The 15,854-nt window shown below is 45.4% G+C and carries 17 protein-coding genes; 5 read left to right on the top strand and 12 right to left on the bottom strand.

Features of this window, described 5'->3' with window-relative positions:
- The first annotated feature begins 47 nt into the window (after positions 1 to 47).
- Positions 48 to 1,181 (top strand): hypothetical protein, encoded by a 1,134-nt coding sequence (locus ACLWBD_RS11560; RefSeq protein WP_413568271.1) that lies wholly within the window; start codon positions 48 to 50, stop codon positions 1,179 to 1,181.
- Here the strand turns inward: ACLWBD_RS11560 and ACLWBD_RS11555 are convergent, their stop codons facing one another.
- On the bottom strand, positions 1,182 to 2,162 hold the full coding sequence (locus tag ACLWBD_RS11555; protein WP_413568270.1) for a hypothetical protein: 981 nt from the start codon (positions 2,160 to 2,162) through the stop codon (positions 1,182 to 1,184).
- A 79-nt stretch (positions 2,163 to 2,241) separates the two neighbouring features.
- Between ACLWBD_RS11555 and ACLWBD_RS11550 the strand changes: the two genes are divergently transcribed.
- The gene (locus tag ACLWBD_RS11550) at positions 2,242 to 2,703 is read left to right on the top strand and encodes a hypothetical protein (protein ID WP_413568269.1); all 462 of its coding nucleotides are present in this window, start codon (positions 2,242 to 2,244) and stop codon (positions 2,701 to 2,703) included.
- Positions 2,693 to 3,085 (top strand): group II truncated hemoglobin, encoded by a 393-nt coding sequence (locus ACLWBD_RS11545; protein WP_413568268.1) that lies wholly within the window; start codon positions 2,693 to 2,695, stop codon positions 3,083 to 3,085. The genes ACLWBD_RS11550 and ACLWBD_RS11545 overlap by 11 nt, the downstream gene beginning before the upstream one ends.
- Here the strand turns inward: ACLWBD_RS11545 and ACLWBD_RS11540 are convergent, their stop codons facing one another.
- The 5 genes from ACLWBD_RS11540 to ACLWBD_RS11520 all read right to left on the bottom strand — a co-directional run bounded on the left by ACLWBD_RS11540 (position 3,086) and on the right by ACLWBD_RS11520 (position 9,129).
- Positions 3,086 to 5,635 carry an ATP-binding protein gene (locus ACLWBD_RS11540; protein WP_413568267.1) on the bottom strand — a complete coding sequence of 850 codons (2,550 nt, stop codon included), beginning with the start codon at positions 5,633 to 5,635 and terminating at the stop codon, positions 3,086 to 3,088.
- 118 nt (positions 5,636 to 5,753) lie between these two features.
- The gene (locus tag ACLWBD_RS11535) at positions 5,754 to 6,512 is read right to left on the bottom strand and encodes a protein-glutamine glutaminase family protein (protein ID WP_413568266.1); all 759 of its coding nucleotides are present in this window, start codon (positions 6,510 to 6,512) and stop codon (positions 5,754 to 5,756) included.
- A gap of 58 nt (positions 6,513 to 6,570) precedes the next feature.
- Positions 6,571 to 7,395, bottom strand: coding sequence for a DUF6279 family lipoprotein (locus tag ACLWBD_RS11530; RefSeq protein ID WP_413568265.1), 825 nt, complete (start codon positions 7,393 to 7,395; stop codon positions 6,571 to 6,573).
- Between the two features lie 143 nt (positions 7,396 to 7,538).
- Positions 7,539 to 7,928, bottom strand: a complete 390-nt coding sequence (locus ACLWBD_RS11525) for a hypothetical protein (RefSeq protein ID WP_253696289.1) — start codon at positions 7,926 to 7,928, stop codon at positions 7,539 to 7,541.
- A 109-nt stretch (positions 7,929 to 8,037) separates the two neighbouring features.
- Entirely contained in the window at positions 8,038 to 9,129 is a 1,092-nt protein-coding gene (locus ACLWBD_RS11520; RefSeq protein ID WP_413568264.1) for a Rieske 2Fe-2S domain-containing protein, read from the bottom strand.
- 262 nt (positions 9,130 to 9,391) lie between these two features.
- On the opposite strand from ACLWBD_RS11520, the gene ACLWBD_RS11515 reads away from it, so the two are divergent.
- Positions 9,392 to 9,700 (top strand): KH domain-containing protein, encoded by a 309-nt coding sequence (locus ACLWBD_RS11515; protein WP_413568262.1) that lies wholly within the window; start codon positions 9,392 to 9,394, stop codon positions 9,698 to 9,700.
- 1 nt (position 9,701) lies between these two features.
- On the opposite strand, the gene gltS is transcribed toward ACLWBD_RS11515, so the two are convergent.
- The 4 genes from gltS to ACLWBD_RS11495 all read right to left on the bottom strand — a co-directional run bounded on the left by gltS (position 9,702) and on the right by ACLWBD_RS11495 (position 13,330).
- On the bottom strand, positions 9,702 to 10,883 hold the full coding sequence (gltS, locus tag ACLWBD_RS11510) for a sodium/glutamate symporter (protein WP_413568261.1): 1,182 nt from the start codon (positions 10,881 to 10,883) through the stop codon (positions 9,702 to 9,704).
- Between the two features lie 47 nt (positions 10,884 to 10,930).
- Positions 10,931 to 11,671 (bottom strand): ZIP family metal transporter, encoded by a 741-nt coding sequence (locus tag ACLWBD_RS11505; protein ID WP_413568260.1) that lies wholly within the window; start codon positions 11,669 to 11,671, stop codon positions 10,931 to 10,933.
- 30 nt (positions 11,672 to 11,701) lie between these two features.
- The gene (locus ACLWBD_RS11500; RefSeq protein WP_063204535.1) at positions 11,702 to 12,211 is read right to left on the bottom strand and encodes a Dps family protein; all 510 of its coding nucleotides are present in this window, start codon (positions 12,209 to 12,211) and stop codon (positions 11,702 to 11,704) included.
- Positions 12,212 to 12,328: 117 nt separating this feature from the next.
- Positions 12,329 to 13,330 carry a hydrogen peroxide-inducible genes activator gene (locus ACLWBD_RS11495; RefSeq protein ID WP_413568259.1) on the bottom strand — a complete coding sequence of 334 codons (1,002 nt, stop codon included), beginning with the start codon at positions 13,328 to 13,330 and terminating at the stop codon, positions 12,329 to 12,331.
- On the opposite strand from ACLWBD_RS11495, the gene ACLWBD_RS11490 reads away from it, so the two are divergent.
- Positions 13,329 to 14,006: a protein-L-isoaspartate O-methyltransferase family protein gene (locus ACLWBD_RS11490; protein WP_413568258.1), complete on the top strand. Its 678-nt coding sequence runs from the start codon at positions 13,329 to 13,331 to the stop codon at positions 14,004 to 14,006. The two genes, ACLWBD_RS11495 and ACLWBD_RS11490, sit on opposite strands and share 2 nt — an antisense overlap.
- An 18-nt stretch (positions 14,007 to 14,024) precedes the next feature.
- Here ACLWBD_RS11490 and ACLWBD_RS11485 read toward each other — a convergent pair whose 3' ends face one another.
- Both ACLWBD_RS11485 and ACLWBD_RS11480 read right to left on the bottom strand, forming a co-directional pair.
- Entirely contained in the window at positions 14,025 to 14,342 is a 318-nt protein-coding gene (locus ACLWBD_RS11485; RefSeq protein WP_413568257.1) for a transcriptional regulator, read from the bottom strand.
- Between the two features lie 11 nt (positions 14,343 to 14,353).
- Positions 14,354 to 15,700 carry an OmpA family protein gene (locus ACLWBD_RS11480; RefSeq protein ID WP_413568256.1) on the bottom strand — a complete coding sequence of 449 codons (1,347 nt, stop codon included), beginning with the start codon at positions 15,698 to 15,700 and terminating at the stop codon, positions 14,354 to 14,356.
- Positions 15,701 to 15,854: the final 154 nt, after the last annotated feature.

Here is a 15,854-nt window from a genome sequence, read left to right as displayed (position 1 = left end):
GCCGCTTAAAGGTTGAAATCCTAGCAATGTTCTGAAAAAAGAGCCCCATGAAAATCATTGCGCTGTTTCTTTCTTTAGGTCTTATTTTCACCTCGTCATCAGCTATCGCCATGAGTTTGAATGATCTGACAATTCTTCTGCCTTTACCTCAAGAAAGCGAAATGTCCTTGGTGCTAAAGCCTGAAGACAAAGGTGCTCAAGGGGCTCTCCTTTCAAAAAAAACGTATCAAGAAATCGTGCAACTGGTTCCTGAGGTTCCCAATCACATTATCTGGAAACAAGCCTTGCAGGTCGTCGGTGTGCGCATTGATCCTTGTTTTACAGAAGGGGAGGGACCTCTTCCCTGTCGACGTCAAATTCGCTTGGTGTGGCAGCCGGTGTTTCATGAAGAGGGTGTTGTTGACACTCGCGATGCCGCAATTCACAGCTTTTACGAATTTGACGACGAATCCTTTAAGAAAGTATGGCAGGCTTGGCAGAAACTTTCTTCGGGCTCAAGCCAAGATGCTTTGCAAATCCATCCGCGTTTGAAAAAAGAAGGTCTTCACGGTGCTTACTGGATATATCTTCGTTCTTTGATTCTAAATTTCTGCGGCGAGAATAATTTAATCCGTATGACGGCAATGAATGTGATGGCTGGAGAGCAGCTTTGGATTTTTTCTGGCTTTGATGTTATCAATGGTCAAGCTAAACACATGGCGATTCCGCGCATCCGTGGTCAAACACAAGGCGTGATTCAAAGCTCGTCGCAGTTCCAAAGTTTTTCAGGCGGAATGATGCCTGCTCCTGAAGAACACGACCCTGAGTTTTCAAAGTTGACCGCTGATTCATGGACCGCAAAAAAGAAATTCACGGAAGCACAAATCCGTGAGGTCTTAGGGCGTGCTTTGGAGTATGAAAATCCAGAACGCCATAACCCAGGCACTATTGATTGTGCGAGTTGCCACCTAGCGAACATGGTTCATCAATGGGGTGAGGTGAACTTTGCGCAATTTAATTGGAACTCTGATTTTAAAGAATCGAAATTCCAAAGTGCTTGGAATCTGACGAATCCGACAAAGACCACAATTAAAACAAATCAGCTTCGCGCCTTTGGATATTTCACAAATGTGCCAGCCATCTCGCAACGTGTGATCAACGAAACAGCACAAACGGCGATTTATTTTAAACTGCAAAAATAATCAGCGCGCGACCCCAGATTCGTAGGCTTTACGAATCTCGCGACCGCAGAGGTAAGAGGCCCATCCGGAACCGATTTCATTTCCACCGGAAGGAACTTCGTTTCGAGAAATGATTCCGTACAAAGTTTTGGAAGCATTGACCCAAGGATAAAATCCGAAAAGTCCGGCACTGCTAAAGCTGCCGTCACCGGCGTCGTCATCTTCCACCCAATGCCCATAGGAATAGTGCCAAGCCACTGGAATCGGACTTGAGACCGCTGTCGGGCACACAGAGGGAAGAGTGCAGGTGGAGTTGGCTCCCAAGTAGGTTCTCATCAGAAGTTGATTGTTTAAGATCTTCTGCAGAAAGAGTGCGTAGTTTGCCGCATTGGTATTTATGCCACCAGCCATTTGGGGAGAAGAAAAGGTGATGTCGAGATCAGAACCTAGCAGACTTTGAAATTCCGTACGAAGCTGCGCACGAGTCAAAGCGCCCATCCCGTTGTCCACAGCCCACTTCTGAAAATGGCCACCGTTATAAAAATATTTATTATCGTTAGCCGCCGTGTACTGAGAGTTCGTTCCGACATTCGCGCATTGTTGAACCGTATTTGTTCCAATGCAGGAAAGATTTCCGAAATTAGTGTATCCTGCCAGCATTCTTAAAGACTTCTCTGTTGCCGCATCGAAAGTGCCATTGAGCTTTTGAACGACATAAGCGCCAAAAATCCATTTGGTCGCAGAGGCGATAGGCATCGTCGTGCTTCGTGTGACCGAGGCATTTCCCGTAGAGCCGGAAGCCAAGACGGATGTGCCGTTACCGATCTCCCAATAAAAGGGAAAGATTGCCGTGCAATTGGCATTGGTTGTTGCGGTGGTTTGAGCTGCAGAAACTTTTGATTGCTCTGTCGGTTCTGAAACAAACTCAGGCACCGTGCCATCGCCTTTGCAACTGCACAAAAGAAATACGAAAACTGCCAAAATAACAGTGAAGTGTCTCATCTCTATAATTATTGAAGCTCAAAGGGGTTTCGTCAAAAGTAATTTGGCTCTCAGAATCTTAGGGTCCTATAATAAAAGGATGCTACAAACCATCATTTACAGCCTCATACTTATTGCCTGTTTGCTCTTGATGTTTTTTAAACCGATCTCAAAGTACACTTTGAGTTCTCGCTATATTGATTACGGTATTGGGACCGTCGTATTGATTATCCTTTTTATCGTGGTTATTGCGACCTATGTGTCGCCCGCGATGATCGAAGAAGATCTGGCGAAGGAACCCTGTGGTTCCGCGACGCCTCAAGGTGTGTGTTACAGTCTGGATCACGGTCTTTGTCAGTCTTTATGGCAAAAAGCGCGAGGAGATTGTCAGATCGAGATGTCAGATCTAATTAAAAGTCGTCCTACCGGGCTTATAGGCCCTGGATTGAATCGCTGTAGCGCGCGCAAAATGGACAAGGCAATTCGTTATAATCGTGCTAAAACAGAAAGCGCCTACTGCAAGGCCTATTTTAAATACATTGAAGAAGTAAATGGACACTAACAAAACTCCTTATGAACTTTTAGGCGGTGAAGAAGTTCTTCGCCGCATCGTGAAGCGCTTTTATCAAATCATGGATACAATGCCCGAAGTCAAAGGTGTGCGAGAAATGCACCCTGGAAATCTTCAAGGGAGCGAAGATAAGCTCTTTATGTTTTTAAGTGGTTGGTTGGGAGGGCCCAGTCTTTTTATCGAAAAGTATGGTCATCCGCGCATGCGTGCACGACACATGCCTTTTAAAATCGGCAAATCGGAACGCGACCAGTGGATGCTTTGCATGGTGCAAGCATTCGAAGATGAAAATGTTCAAGAGCCTCTGCGTTCGGAACTTCTTCATTCGCTTTTAAGACTTGCGGATCATATGCGCAATCAGGAAGAACCGTAATCAGTGATAAGGGACGTAGCGTCCCGCCAACTTGCTGATGGAGCGAATCAACTGTTTTGCCTCAACAGGTTTTGCCAAGTGCTCATTGAAGCCTGTGTCTAAGGCCTTTTTATGATCTTCGTCATTGGCGTAGGCAGTGAGGCAAATAGCTTTCACGTTACCACCCATTTCTGCGGGCAGACGACGAATCATACTAATAAGTTCGTAGCCGTCTTTTTCTGGCATACCGACGTCGCTTATCAGCACATCCGGTTTAATTTTGATTAGCAGCTTAAAGGCTTCCGTGGCTGTAGAAGTGACGGTGGCTTCAGCCCCGGCTTTTTTCAAAATCGTGCGAATCAACGCCTGTGCATCGGGTTGATCATCAACGACCAGGATTTTTAATCCTTTCAGTGGAAGGCGCGAAGACACATGTCCTTCGGCATCTTTAACCGGTGGAATAAAAGGAAGTCGTAAAGCCGTGATCGGGAACATCGCCGTGAAAGTGGCGCCGGTCCCTTTACCTTCACTGTGAACTTGAATGGTTCCTCCGTGGGCTTCAACCAAATTTTTCGTGATAGCGAGTCCAAGTCCCAAGCCGCCAAACTTTCTTGTCGTCGTCGAATCTTCCTGACGGAAGCGCTCAAAGACGTAAGGTAAGAAGGCCGGATCTATACCTTTACCGGAATCGCGAACTGTGAGAATGATGTTGGAACCATTTTTTTCCAGCTTCACCAAGATTTTCCCATGGCGGGGAGTGAACTTGACGGCGTTAGAAAGTAAGTTCCATAGAATCTGTTGAAGTCGCGTGGGGTCTCCTGAAACGTAACACTCACCGCAGTTCACTTCATTCACGTCAATGTTTTTCGCGCTCGCCGCCGGCAGTATGGACTCGACGGCCATGGCGACGATTTCTGCCAAGTCGACGACTTCAAGATGCAATTGAACGCGACCCGTGATGAATCTTGAGACATCGAGAATATCACTGACAATGTGAACTTGAGCCTTGGTATTTCGATAAATGGCTTCGATCGACTTTTGTTTTTCATTTTCGTCCAGTTCATCGCCGTAAAGCAGCTCGCTATGTCCCAGTATCACGTTCATCGGTGTGCGGAGTTCATGAGAGATCGTCGCTAAAAATTCGTCCTTCAGCCGGTTGGCTGTTTGGGCTTGTTCGTACAGAATTTGTTTTTCGGAGGCTTCTTTCTTGAGCTGCATATTGACGATGGCAAGTTCTTCGGTGCGCTGTTGAACTTTGACTTCAAGTTCTTTCGAAAGTCGGGTGAGATCTTCTTCCGCCCAAGTACGTAAGATAAAAAGACTGATATGTTTGGATATATCATCCAGTGTTTCCATCAACCGTTTATCGGGAGATATTTTTTCTGTGTGAAAAAAGCAGAGCGTACCGATAGTGTCGCTATCCACTAAGGGGCAATAAACCAGGGATTGAAACCCTGCGGCTTCGACCATCTTAGAGCGGGGGTAGTCCGAGTTCTTAAGAGCAGAAGTAATGTGAACAGGTTGACTAGCACCTTCCGTCTGCGGGAAAAGCCCTTTGTCTTTGGGTAAGAAAAGTTGATGACTGATATTGCGAAACTTGTCACGAAGTTCAGCGTCCTCGCTCCAGTTATCAGTGTAGTAAAAATTTTGACGTCTCTTATCCGTCAGCCACAGTTCCACAAGAGGCCATTTCAATCCTATTCCTAAAGTCTCAAGAAGGCGGGGCACAGCGGCCTTTAAATTAACTTCTTCGGTCAAAATTCGAGTGATTTGATATTGCAAAAGGCTGAGTTGATCCTCATGTTTCTTTTCCGTGATATCGCGAAGAAAGGCGCCAAAGATCAAATCATCTTTGCGACGAATCGGATAAACGGTCAATTCAACCATGATGCTAATACCTGATTTGTGTTTTGCGGGCACTTCGATGCGTTTATTAATAATGGGCCCTTCTCCTGTTAAACGGAAGCGATCTAAACCCTGCAAGTGGGCTTTATGATATTCATCTGGAATGACGATGTCTGTCAGACGCTTTCCAATTACTTCTTCGCGGGCCCAACCAAAAGTTTTTTCTGCTTGGATATTCCATTCCCGAATCAAACTGTTTGTGTCGATCGCGATAAATGCATCATTAGCGGAATTTAAGATGGCGCGCGTACGCTCTTCAGAAGCTTTTAGTTCTTCTTCACGAAGTCTTCGTTGATCAATTTCTCGTTGAAGATGCGCTTCCGAGCGGCCTTTTAAAAGGCCCACTGCGATGCTGACGGCAGGAAAGGTGAATCCCCAGCTTAAAAGTCGTTTCTGCATGTCCTCTTGCAAATCAATCACTGAGTGGAGCGTGCTGTAGTAGTAGCCCAAGTAAAGCCATGCCAATAAACTTGTGATAATCCCGGGTTTAAAACCGCCATAGAAACAAGAAAGAATAACGATTAAGACAAGAAAGGGAGCGGGGTTGGGAATTTCCCAGGGGGTGTAGCGCGTGAAATAGATAAACGTAGCAAGAAATGCGATACACAAGGGACCGACCAGATAGAATCCGACACGTTTTGTTTTTTCGGTGAACTTTATTTTCATGGGGACCTCGAAGCCTGTCCTGGCTTTAAATATCTGACGGATCAGAGGGCCCAAGTAGGAAAAAATGAAGTATTAATAAATAGTCATTCAAACAAGAATTTGATTTGCCGAATGGCAACTAGTCCATCATATCCATGCGTTCGAGATCGCGCTGCATTTGGAAAAGATAGTTATTTTCTCCATCCGGATCTTTGGAATACTCTTTAAATTCTTTGAGCTTTTCCTGATTAGCGCGGTTCCAGTTTTCGTCGCTGAAAGGGCGCACGTAGCGGCCAGAAATATCGTACTGTTCTGCGATTGTCGCATCCATCATCACCGGCATCTTTGGATCATGGAAAGTCATACGTCTTTTCCAATCTTGCAGTGGCACGGCCTTTTTCTCCATAGATGGGTCAATGATGTAAGGCACATCTTTGCCATTTATTCGAACCATCACGAGCGGGGCGACGTGAAATTTCCAGCGTCGTTTGTCCTTGCCGTTAGGATGCGGTATTTCAAGGCGCGGAGACTTATTCTCGTCCACGGATGCAAACATCTTTAAAGGCCGAATTCCTTTTAAAAGCATCAATCGTGACATCTCATGAGCACGCTCTTCGCAGCCTGCAATGGCAAAATCAAAGGGAATTTCAGTGTGTGACTGCATTTCTTTAAACAAATTTTGTGCTTCGACCTCCGAAAGGGCCGTCACATCTTTTCCCTGATACTTCGTCGCCTGAGCCGAAGAAGGAGTTAAAGCGGAGGAAGCACATGGGCGAGATTCTGAGCGATTGACATGCTTTAAAGTCGTATCTAAGCCTTTTACAAAAGAATGCAGATCGTCCTGGGCGAACGCGAGCGAGAACTGGAAAAAAACAAGAAGAGCCAAGATGACTTTCATAGCTCTTCTTATCGGCGGAATGCCCTGGAATTTTCAGCAGATTCGAAGGGAACTGGACCTAAGAGCGGCCGCGAATTTTCTCTAACTGAGCCACTTTTTTAAGCAGATTGTCACAGAGCTCTTTTTTCTGCTTGGGACTTAATGTTGTCAGTACCCGAGTTAGCAGAGATTTCAACCGAGCTTGATAGTTTTTCACGGCCTCATTGTATTCCGGAAGATTATAGGCGTCGGGCTGCTGTGAAAACCTGGCAACAAAGTTTTTAAGCTCTTCGGGTTGAGTTCGCTTTTGCATGAACACGTGAAAAACATGCTCGCGGTTTTTAATCTTGAGTTCGGCTGGATAAGGGGACTCTTTCAAGTGTTTTTCGATCAAAGCGGTTTGTTCATCGGAAAGATCTCCAATGAACATTTCAAAATATTTGAAATAACGCTTCTTCTGATTTTTTTCGTATTTCCTGGATTGAATGTCCTTTAAATCATCTTCATTCTTTTCTTTAAAAGACTTTTGAAAGTAGCTCAGCTGTTCTCCATCTGTAGAGGCGATAAAGTCAACGGCCGTCTTAGAAAAATGAGACGTGAAGTGCTCTACATTTTTCATCACAAGATCAAATGCCGTATTGACCTTATGCTCATCCAGTACGTTATTCGCGACGTCTTTTTCTAACTGCTTAGCACTGTTAATCCATTGTGGAAGAACGTCGCTTTTGATTTTTTTGAAGTCACCTTGAAGTGATTTTTTAAGATTTTTGCTTTGCTCAGAAGAAATATCGAAATAGTCATCCACACGGCCGGCAATAAAGGTGTCTGCCCAGTTCACGGCAATATCCATACGGGCACAGGCAGAGACGCTGACGGCACACGCAATTAAAATGAATCTTTTCATTCTTGTTTTCGGCTGGCGAGTTCGTCAAATGGGGCCAATGCTTGGAAGAAGGACTCGGTTTACGAAGAAACTCCTTCCAAAAATTTTAACAAATCTTTCTTTGCCGGGGAAAAAAGGCAGGAAAAGCCAGACCTCCGTTGGGCCTAGCGGCACTTTTCTGCATTCCATGCTTTCAGTTCAGCCGATGTCGAATCCGAAGCGTCAAAATGGCGGGCTTCATCAAAGGTCCAGACGAAGTCTCTGACGTAGTTATTGTAACGGTTGACGTAATGAAGGCCATCGCAAATGCCTTCTAATCCTTTGTCCGATACATACCAATTCTCATGTGTGCCGATGACAACAGTCTGTTGCTGGCGCATATCCTGGCACTTGTATTCACACGTCCATTTGCGTTTGGTGCCATACCAGGTTTTTTTGTAATAGATGTACTTCTTTGAATAAGGGTCTGCGATACAATGGCAAGCCAAAGCGCTGGAGCTATAAGCTTGAAACGCGGTGAAAAAAGCAAAAAGAATCAAACTCCAGCGACGCATAAGGCCTCCTGGAAGAAAGTCAAAGCAAGTCCTATTCCGCTTAATAAACGGATTAGAGGCTATGAAGTGTTCGAATCTTTGACAGGGGACCAAATAGGCCTCAGCGTGCTTAGTCGGCTAGAATCTTTTCGCCTTTTCTGCCGGCGCGATGGTGCAAATGGTGCGCATCATGAGAGGCGATCAATGAGCTCGCAAGACCCGCAGCGCGATCTAGAAGTTCCTCAGCAGACTCAACAAGCGCCTGACTTTTTTGGACGTAACGAACATTGCGTTCCATATTTTCCATGCTCCATCCCAAGGAGTGTGCGATGAACGGGAATGGTGGAAGATGAAAACCTAATTCTGAGAAAAAGCCCATCATCTGACCTGCAACAGCCTGAACATTGTCTTGTCCGCCAGTGATGATAAATCCCGCCACCTTATTGCAGATGAGCTGATTGTTGTGGGTGGTGATTTGGTTTTGAATGCAGTTCAGTCGCTCCGCCAATTTATAGTAAAGCGAGCTTGCAGATCCCCAACGAATCGGAGTCGCCACAAGGATCACATCAGCCCAATGAACAATGTCCTCATACACTTTTTCGAGTTGGTCATGAGGATCCATCTGCGTGATGGAGCAAGGCCATGTGCAAGCCCTGGCGGCCTTGGAATAAAATCCCTCACAGTGACGGAACTGTAAATCGCGCAAAGTGTGAAGATGAGTTTCGTAACCTTTGTTTTGAGCATATTTCAAGGCGGCATCTAAAAGAAGCTCTGAAGTCGACACTCGTGGATTCTTTGAATCCATGACGGTGGTTGAAATCCCCATAACACGCAACGGACCACCAACACGCTCTGGTGTGCGGGCCAAAGGATGAGGTGCGTGAGGTTCCATATGGCGAGGTGAAGAGGGATTAAGATCAACCCAAAGCTCGTCATCGACCTCTTTCACGGAATAACTGGCAACCTTATCGCATTCAAATCCGGGTTCGCCTTCGCCGGTCTGATAATGAAACTTGTAGTAGTGCCACGGGCAGACGACGTAATCACCTTCCAGACGTCCTTCGCCTAAGGGACCGCCAACGTGATTGCATGTTCCAGAAATCGCACTGAATTTATTGTCACGGTATATCAATGCGATTTTTGTTTTACCCACCTCCACTTGCTGAAGAGGTTTGGTTTTCAGATCAGAAAGAGCGCCAACGCGATGCCAGTTCGAAGTCATGGCCTATTTCAATCAAAATATTTTGTTAAAGCAAGGGATTTCAAATTTGCAAGTGTTTAGCTGACACTGGATTTTAACAACAATTATAGGTTTTATTCGGATTTTCAGAGGGGAAAAGTGGAGACGAAAAAATGGCTAACCGAACGCTGTCGGTAAGTTCATCTTTATGGTAACACTTTGGGGGTGTTGTCCTGATATATTGGTGGAACACAATGTGGACCAGAAATATAGGTGATGATTGCTCGCGATTTCATACATCAGCATGATGAAGATGTTCGAGCGGAGGAATGATTTTGTGCTAGTGGATACGGTAATGCAGGAAAATGAAATTAGAGATCGTTTGGCTAAAGTTTTACAGAGTGTGATTCAAGAAATGACATCTTGTTACGACAATGTAGAGGTGACTTTCAACGCTGGCGAAAAGACGACTATTTACAAAGTCACTTTGCCGCAAGAGTTTCGTGGGAAGTTGATTGGTTCACAGGGAAAGAACATCACGTCATTACGTAATATCATCGGTGCGATGGCGGGCAATCACGGGTTCCGCGCCATCATTGAACTTGTTGTTTGATTTATCCAAAATAATTTAAGCAAAAGGTAATCAAAGCGGCATTGATAAAATCAATGAAGCACGAACCCACCAAAGGAACCACTAAAAAGGCCTTTGGTGCTGGACCATACTTCTGAGCCAGCGAGGACATATTGGCCATCGCATTGGCAGATGTCCCCATCATAAAGCCGACATATCCCGCACTAATGATCGCGCCTTCATAGTCCTTACCGGCAACCCAAAACGCCGGCCCCAAGGCAGTGATCGCCACCAAAACAACCTGCACGGCTAAAAATATCAGAATTGGCAAGGCGGCATTGCGAAGTTCATCCAGCTTTAATGACATAATGGCGGTGGCAATAAAAAGTGTCAGTGAAACCGCACCAATTTCTTCAATCCAATCCGCCTTGATTTTAAAAACGGGTTTTACGTCTTCGATATTTCTCATTATAGCTGCGATAATCATAGAGCCGATATAGATCGGAAGGGTGACTCCCAAAGAGTTGATCCAAGGACTTAGCGTTGTGCCCAAACCCATGATCAACGCCATGGCTAGAAAGTGATAAAGAAGATCACTGCCCACGCGCGCCGTTAACATCGGGGCTTCGGCTGTCGTTTCGACTTCACTGCCGCTAATAGCTTTCAAACGACGTTTATTGATAAGATATGTGGCTAGGGGAGTACCAACCAGGCCTCCTAACAGAATGCCTCCCATGGCGGTTGTCAATCCAATGACGGAAGCTCCTTCGATACCGGCCGTTTCAAATAGAGGGCCAAATGCCAAAGAAGTTCCGGGGCCTCCTGTTAAAGAGACGGCCCCGGTTAAGACACCCATGAGTGGCGGTAAGCCCATCAGTTTCGCGGCACCAATGCCCGCAATAATCTGTAGAACTAAACCGCCGACGGTCAAAGCCAGAAAGAACACCACAGTTCTTCCGCCTTCTTTCAAAAGTTTCAGTGAGGCCGAGTAACCGATGGACGCAAAAAAAGCGATCATCAGTGTTTCTTCGAATGTTTTTGTGAATTTGATTTCAAAAATTCCGTAACTTTTTAAAATCGCTAAAACCGACGCGACAACAAAGCCACCGATGACTGGTGAAGGCAGATTGTATTTTTCAATAAAGTGAATCTTCTTTTTTAAGAAGCGACCAAAATAGACGACCAGGGCTGAGAACGCTAAAGTTTGCAGTGCTGTTAATTCCATTCACATAGCGTAAGCGGAATCACAGCACCGTGTCTTGGAAGGTTGCGTTATTGGATGATCCAATTCATCACAACCACCGACATCGCGCCTAAAACGAATTCTTTCTGATAAAGATAGCGCATGTTTGTTTCTTTCAACTTCGCAAAGATTTCCTCTAAGGTCACGCTGATCATCGCGCCGCCCGCGAAAGCCAAAATGTAAGGAAGAGAGGCGTTCGTCATCGAAGCAAAAATTCCCCCTGCTGCACCACCTACGATTTCCATAACTCCCGTCAGTGCCGCACCGAAGAAAGCTGCGCGACGAGACAGTCCAATCGAAAGAAACGCCGCTGCGGTGGCAAGCCCTTCAGGGAAGTTTTGAAATACAATGGCGCCCACAACGGTCCATCCGTTGGCTTGTGAAAGTGTATCTGCACTGAGTGCTGCACCCGAGGCTAGGCCTTCAGGCAAATTGTGGAGCATCATCGCCGTAACAAACAGCCAGGCACGACGGTGCAATGAATACTGAGTCGGAGAAAAACTATGGATAAAATGACTCAGTCCATAGATCGAGACGATGCCTAAAAGTAAAGCCAGTGAAACCCCGAGGGCTCCTGATGTGGAGCTGTAGGCAGGACCGATCAAGTTAAAGGCCGCCGCTGCCAACATCATTCCTATCGCAAAATCCAGGTTCAGACTTCGCCATGGATTCCAGGCTTTGCTTTCTTTTTTAAGAATAGGCAAGGCCCCCAGCATGGTTGATCCACCTGTGATAATCCCTGCCGCTAAACCCATCAATGCACTGCCCATAAAAGCCCCTCTGGCTATTTTCTAAAACTATTAAGAACGGTGACTGCGAATCATCCAAGCCGCTTTTTCATGGAAACCAATCAAGTCTTCATACAATGTCACAGCACTGGTTTCTTCTGCATCTTCGGCAATCTCTAAACGTGACTTGAGCGCGATCGCCATGTTGGTGTGATCTTGGCTAAGCACGTCTATCATTTGATTTGCATTCATCTTGTCCGAAGCTTCTTGAATGGAAGAGAACTCTTTAAATTCTTTGAAAGAGCCAGGAGCACGAGACTTCAATGCGCGCACAACTTCGGCTGTGCGATCAACATACTCAGCAAGTTCTTCGTACTGTTCTTCAAAAAGTTTATGAAGAGAGAAAAATAAAGGACCTTCCACATTCCAGTGGCAGCTTTGAGTTTTTAGATAAAGAAAATATTCATCAGAAAGAGTTTTCTTGAGTGTTTCTACCACGCTGGCGGTATCAACCTCTTCCCCTTGCACAGGACGTAGGTTGCGAGCTTGTTCTTTTGTTGAATGTGCTGATTGTGATCTCATAAAAGAATTCCTCCTGTATAACAATAGGATAGAAAAAAGTGAGAATATTGAACAGTTCTTCTTTTCTATAGAGCCTATAGGAAAAATCTATATGTCAATGGTCAGCATAGATGAAAACTATTTGAGACTGCCGAGCGGGTTATCCACCTTTAATTGATTTTTAGATCGAACAGAGCTTAAACCTTCGGGCAGGTTTTTCTTTATATTTTCAATAAGGGCTTTTAGCAGAGCCTTTCTTTGAAAATGCGGTCCATGAATGAGACTGACTTCACGAGTTGGCACGGGATCTGAAAAGTTTCTTAAGCGCTTCTTATCTTGCACATCCAAGGTCGCGAGCCAGGGAAGCAAAGTGAAGTTTTCACCTTGATCTACAAGTTTCTTCAACGTTTCTAAACTGCCACTTTCAAAGGTGAAAGTCCGATCCGCAGAGACAATCTGTTTTTTGTTACGACAAAGTGCCAGACTTTGTTCGCGAAAACAGTGACCTTCGTTCAGCAATAAGACATCGTCAACGGAAAGATCTTTTTCATCGATAGTTTTTTTGTCTAAAAGCGGGTGGCCTTTGGCGAAGTAAGCACTGAAAGGCTCATAAAATAAAACATGATTTGCGATATTCAGATCGTCGATCGGAGTCACTACGATTCCCAGATCCAGACTGTGATTGCGAATACGCTCTACCATCGTCTCTGTTTGAATTTCTTCAAAAGTCAGATGCAGATTTTTATAAAGATCTTTCATTTTCTTTAGAAAGAGTGGCAGAAGATAAGGGGCCAGGGTCGGAATAATACCGATTCGCAATTCGCCTTTCAATGTGCCCTTTGCATCATCGACAATTTCTTTTAAGTGCTGCGCATCCCGCACAACAAGGCGGGCTTGCTGAACAATTTCTTCGCCGATAGACGTTGCTTTAATCGGTTGCTTGGTGCGATCAAAAAGAACAACGCCAAGTTCTTCTTCTAATTTTTGGATCTGCATGCTCAATGTAGGTTGTGTGACATGGCATTGGCGGGCGGCGTGGCTAAAACTTCCCGTATCGGCGACAGCAAGAATGTATTCCAGTTGAGTCAGTGTCATGATACAAGCTTGTTCCTTCGCCAAAAACATTGCAAGCTTAATCATGCCTACACGAATCGAGCAGTATCAAAAGCGTGTCTTGGATAAGTCGCTTCCTCTTTCAGAGAAAGTGGTAGAAGCATTTTACCGTTATCCACGTCATCTCTGCGTGCCGGAATACACGGTTGCTGAGGCGTACTCGGATCATCCGTTACTTCTTTGGAATAAGCCGCCGTTCTTGTCCACGATTTCTCAACCAAGCTTTGTTTTAAAAATTTTAGATATGATGAACCTGCAACAGGGGCACCGTGTTTTCGAGTTGGGTTCGGGCAGTGGATGGAATACCGCGATGTTGGCCTACCTTGTGGGCGAAACCGGAAAAGTTGTTTCGGTGGAAGTGATTCCTGAATTGGCCGTGCGGGCGCAAAAGTATCTAGAGCAGAATAAAATCTTCAATGCGCTGGTAAAACTGGGGGATGGCTTCGAGGGCGACACGTCCGAAGCGCCTTATGACCGGGTGATTTTCACTGCGGGCTCCGCTGAATTTCCTAATATCTTATTTGATCAACTCAAAGTCGGAGGCGTCATGGTCTTCGTTCGAGAGAATGATTTAGGCTACGACTTTTTAGAGTTGATTGAAAAACAAGAAAACGGAAAGCCCCTCATCCTTCAGACTATTCCTTGTTCTTTTGTTTCTGTGATTCGAAAAAGTGCAGGGGACACGGATGCATCCCCTGCGTAGGTGAGCAGGACCCGGTCACTAAGCTAAAAAATCGTCTTTCGGTTTACGATCACGATTCGCCGGTTTTTTGGGCTTCAACTCTAGCACTCTCTCTTTCTTATCCTTTGTGAGGTCTTCCGGATGTTCTTCGGGTTCGTCATAAAGGTGATAGTGAGAGGCTATTTCTGCGAATTTCTCGCTAGCTTCATCCATGGCCAGACCCACCTTTTTTTCCAGTAGATCGACGATGGACTGTGCGTTGCCTCGAGTTTCCTCAAGGTCCCGTTCTTTAAGCTCATGCCATTTTTCCATGAGCTCTCTTTTTAGATCGGTCCATCCTGGAAGGTGTGTTGCCATACGGTACCTCCTTACTCAATAACAAGGTCGATACGTCTGTTTTGCGCACGGCCTTGAGGAGTGGTGTTGTCACTGATGGGTTTTTCAGGCCCCACCCCGACAGCTTCCACTTTTTCTTCAGCTACGGCTCCATTAGTGACCAGATATTTTTGCACAGCTTCGGCACGTTGTTCAGAAAGCTCTTTATTTTTTTCGAAAGAACCTGTGGAGTCCGTGTGTCCTTCAACTGTCACTTTGCTGGCGTCAATATCCGTCAAAGCCGCGTCAACTTTTTTAAGTAATGCCTGACTTTTCGGATTCAATGTCGATTTGTTAGAAGCAAATTGCAGGCCTTTAAGGCGCACCATCAATTTACCGTTTTCAACGTAAACTTCAGCTTCGTTGGGTTTGAATTCTTTACGAAGTTTGTCGGCCTTTTCGGAAAGCTCTTGCGTTCTTTCAAGCTCGGCTTGTCTTCCAACCAGGGCCACTCGCTCTTGTTCAGATTGGCTGAGTTGTTGTTGAGAGCTTTGCAGTTCTTGTTCCGTTGACGAGTATTCGTTTTTCAAACTGGAAATAGTTCGCTGTTGTCGTTCGGACAATAAAACCAGATCTTCGGTATTACCTGCATTCACTTTGCGTGTTACATCCAATAAATGCACCGATTCGCGATTGGCATCCTCAGAAGCTCGACGAATGGCCTCGCTATTACGGGGATCCGAGTTAATAAGCTTTTCCGCGTTTTCATATTTCATTTGCGCCAGGCTGTAAGTTTTCGGTGCTCGCTTTTCAGCACCATCTTTTTTAGCTGACTTGATATTGTCTTCGGCTTTTTCCAGATGGGATTTTTTGACAGAGTTGATTTCCAATTCACGATAGAATGCTGTCAGCTCTTCACCTTTTTTGTCCGCCGGTTTTAAATTTCCCTTTTCGATGGATTTTGTGATGCTTTCAAGTTGCTTATCCGCCTTTTTCCAATCCTTTTCAAACATTTGTGGGGCCCCGGCGCGTAAAGCTCCGGCGCGCGCATCGGTGATATCTTTCATCGAAGTTTGTGCAAGCTCTGCTTTAGAATTGGCTTGTTCTAACCACGCTCGGGAATAAGAAACCTGCTCTAAGATATCTTCATTGGATTTGTTTTTCGCTTTTTTCTCTTTGGCCTTGTCTAAGGCTTTTTTAGCGTCCGCATAGTTTTCTGGTGAAAGAGCGTCGACCTGTCGATCTTGCGCCTCTTTCAAAAGCTGATCTGTTTTTTCGATTTCCGTCGTAGGATTTGCGCTATTCGGAATCGAGGTGACGTTGGAAGGCGTCGTTGCACAGCCGGCAGCTGCTAGTGTTAGAACTATAGCCGCGAGGTATTTATTGATACGCGATCTCATAAGCATCTCCTTTTAGGCTGGCAAGTTCACCAGGGTGTTCGCCAGGATAGGGTGATTTATCTTATTTAAGGCTAAACCTAATACGTTCTAGACGCCTGCTGTTTGATAGCACAGTTCTTGTTTTCGTCGAGGGAAGTTTATGAGGATTTTGAAA

The organism is Bdellovibrio sp. HCB117 (genome assembly GCF_047305915.1).
Classification (GTDB): Bacteria; Bdellovibrionota; Bdellovibrionia; order Bdellovibrionales; family Bdellovibrionaceae; genus Bdellovibrio; species Bdellovibrio bacteriovorus_B.
The sequence above is the reverse complement of the archived record's forward strand: the minus strand, read 5'-3'. Positions and strand labels throughout refer to the sequence as shown.

Bases quoted from the DNA above. Each gene is read 5' to 3' on its own strand.
- ACLWBD_RS11515 (WP_413568262.1), top strand. From the start codon at position 9,392: ATGATGAAGATGTTCGAGCGGAGGAATGATTTTGTGCTAGTGGATACG.
- ACLWBD_RS11545 (WP_413568268.1), top strand. From the start codon at position 2,693: ATGGACACTAACAAAACTCCTTATGAACTTTTAGGCGGTGAAGAAGTT.
- ACLWBD_RS11500 (WP_063204535.1), bottom strand. From the start codon at position 12,211: ATGAGATCACAATCAGCACATTCAACAAAAGAACAAGCTCGCAACCTA.
- gltS (WP_413568261.1), bottom strand. From the start codon at position 10,883: ATGGAATTAACAGCACTGCAAACTTTAGCGTTCTCAGCCCTGGTCGTC.
- ACLWBD_RS11525 (WP_253696289.1), bottom strand. From the start codon at position 7,928: ATGCGTCGCTGGAGTTTGATTCTTTTTGCTTTTTTCACCGCGTTTCAA.
- ACLWBD_RS11560 (WP_413568271.1), top strand. From the start codon at position 48: ATGAAAATCATTGCGCTGTTTCTTTCTTTAGGTCTTATTTTCACCTCG.
- ACLWBD_RS11485 (WP_413568257.1), bottom strand. From the start codon at position 14,342: ATGGCAACACACCTTCCAGGATGGACCGATCTAAAAAGAGAGCTCATG.
- ACLWBD_RS11530 (WP_413568265.1), bottom strand. From the start codon at position 7,395: ATGAAAAGATTCATTTTAATTGCGTGTGCCGTCAGCGTCTCTGCCTGT.
- ACLWBD_RS11535 (WP_413568266.1), bottom strand. From the start codon at position 6,512: ATGAAAGTCATCTTGGCTCTTCTTGTTTTTTTCCAGTTCTCGCTCGCG.
- ACLWBD_RS11495 (WP_413568259.1), bottom strand. From the start codon at position 13,330: ATGATTAAGCTTGCAATGTTTTTGGCGAAGGAACAAGCTTGTATCATG.
- ACLWBD_RS11540 (WP_413568267.1), bottom strand. From the start codon at position 5,635: ATGAAAATAAAGTTCACCGAAAAAACAAAACGTGTCGGATTCTATCTG.
- ACLWBD_RS11490 (WP_413568258.1), top strand. From the start codon at position 13,329: ATGCCTACACGAATCGAGCAGTATCAAAAGCGTGTCTTGGATAAGTCG.
- ACLWBD_RS11505 (WP_413568260.1), bottom strand. From the start codon at position 11,671: ATGGGCAGTGCATTGATGGGTTTAGCGGCAGGGATTATCACAGGTGGA.
- ACLWBD_RS11480 (WP_413568256.1), bottom strand. From the start codon at position 15,700: ATGAGATCGCGTATCAATAAATACCTCGCGGCTATAGTTCTAACACTA.
- ACLWBD_RS11555 (WP_413568270.1), bottom strand. From the start codon at position 2,162: ATGAGACACTTCACTGTTATTTTGGCAGTTTTCGTATTTCTTTTGTGC.
- ACLWBD_RS11550 (WP_413568269.1), top strand. From the start codon at position 2,242: ATGCTACAAACCATCATTTACAGCCTCATACTTATTGCCTGTTTGCTC.
- ACLWBD_RS11520 (WP_413568264.1), bottom strand. From the start codon at position 9,129: ATGACTTCGAACTGGCATCGCGTTGGCGCTCTTTCTGATCTGAAAACC.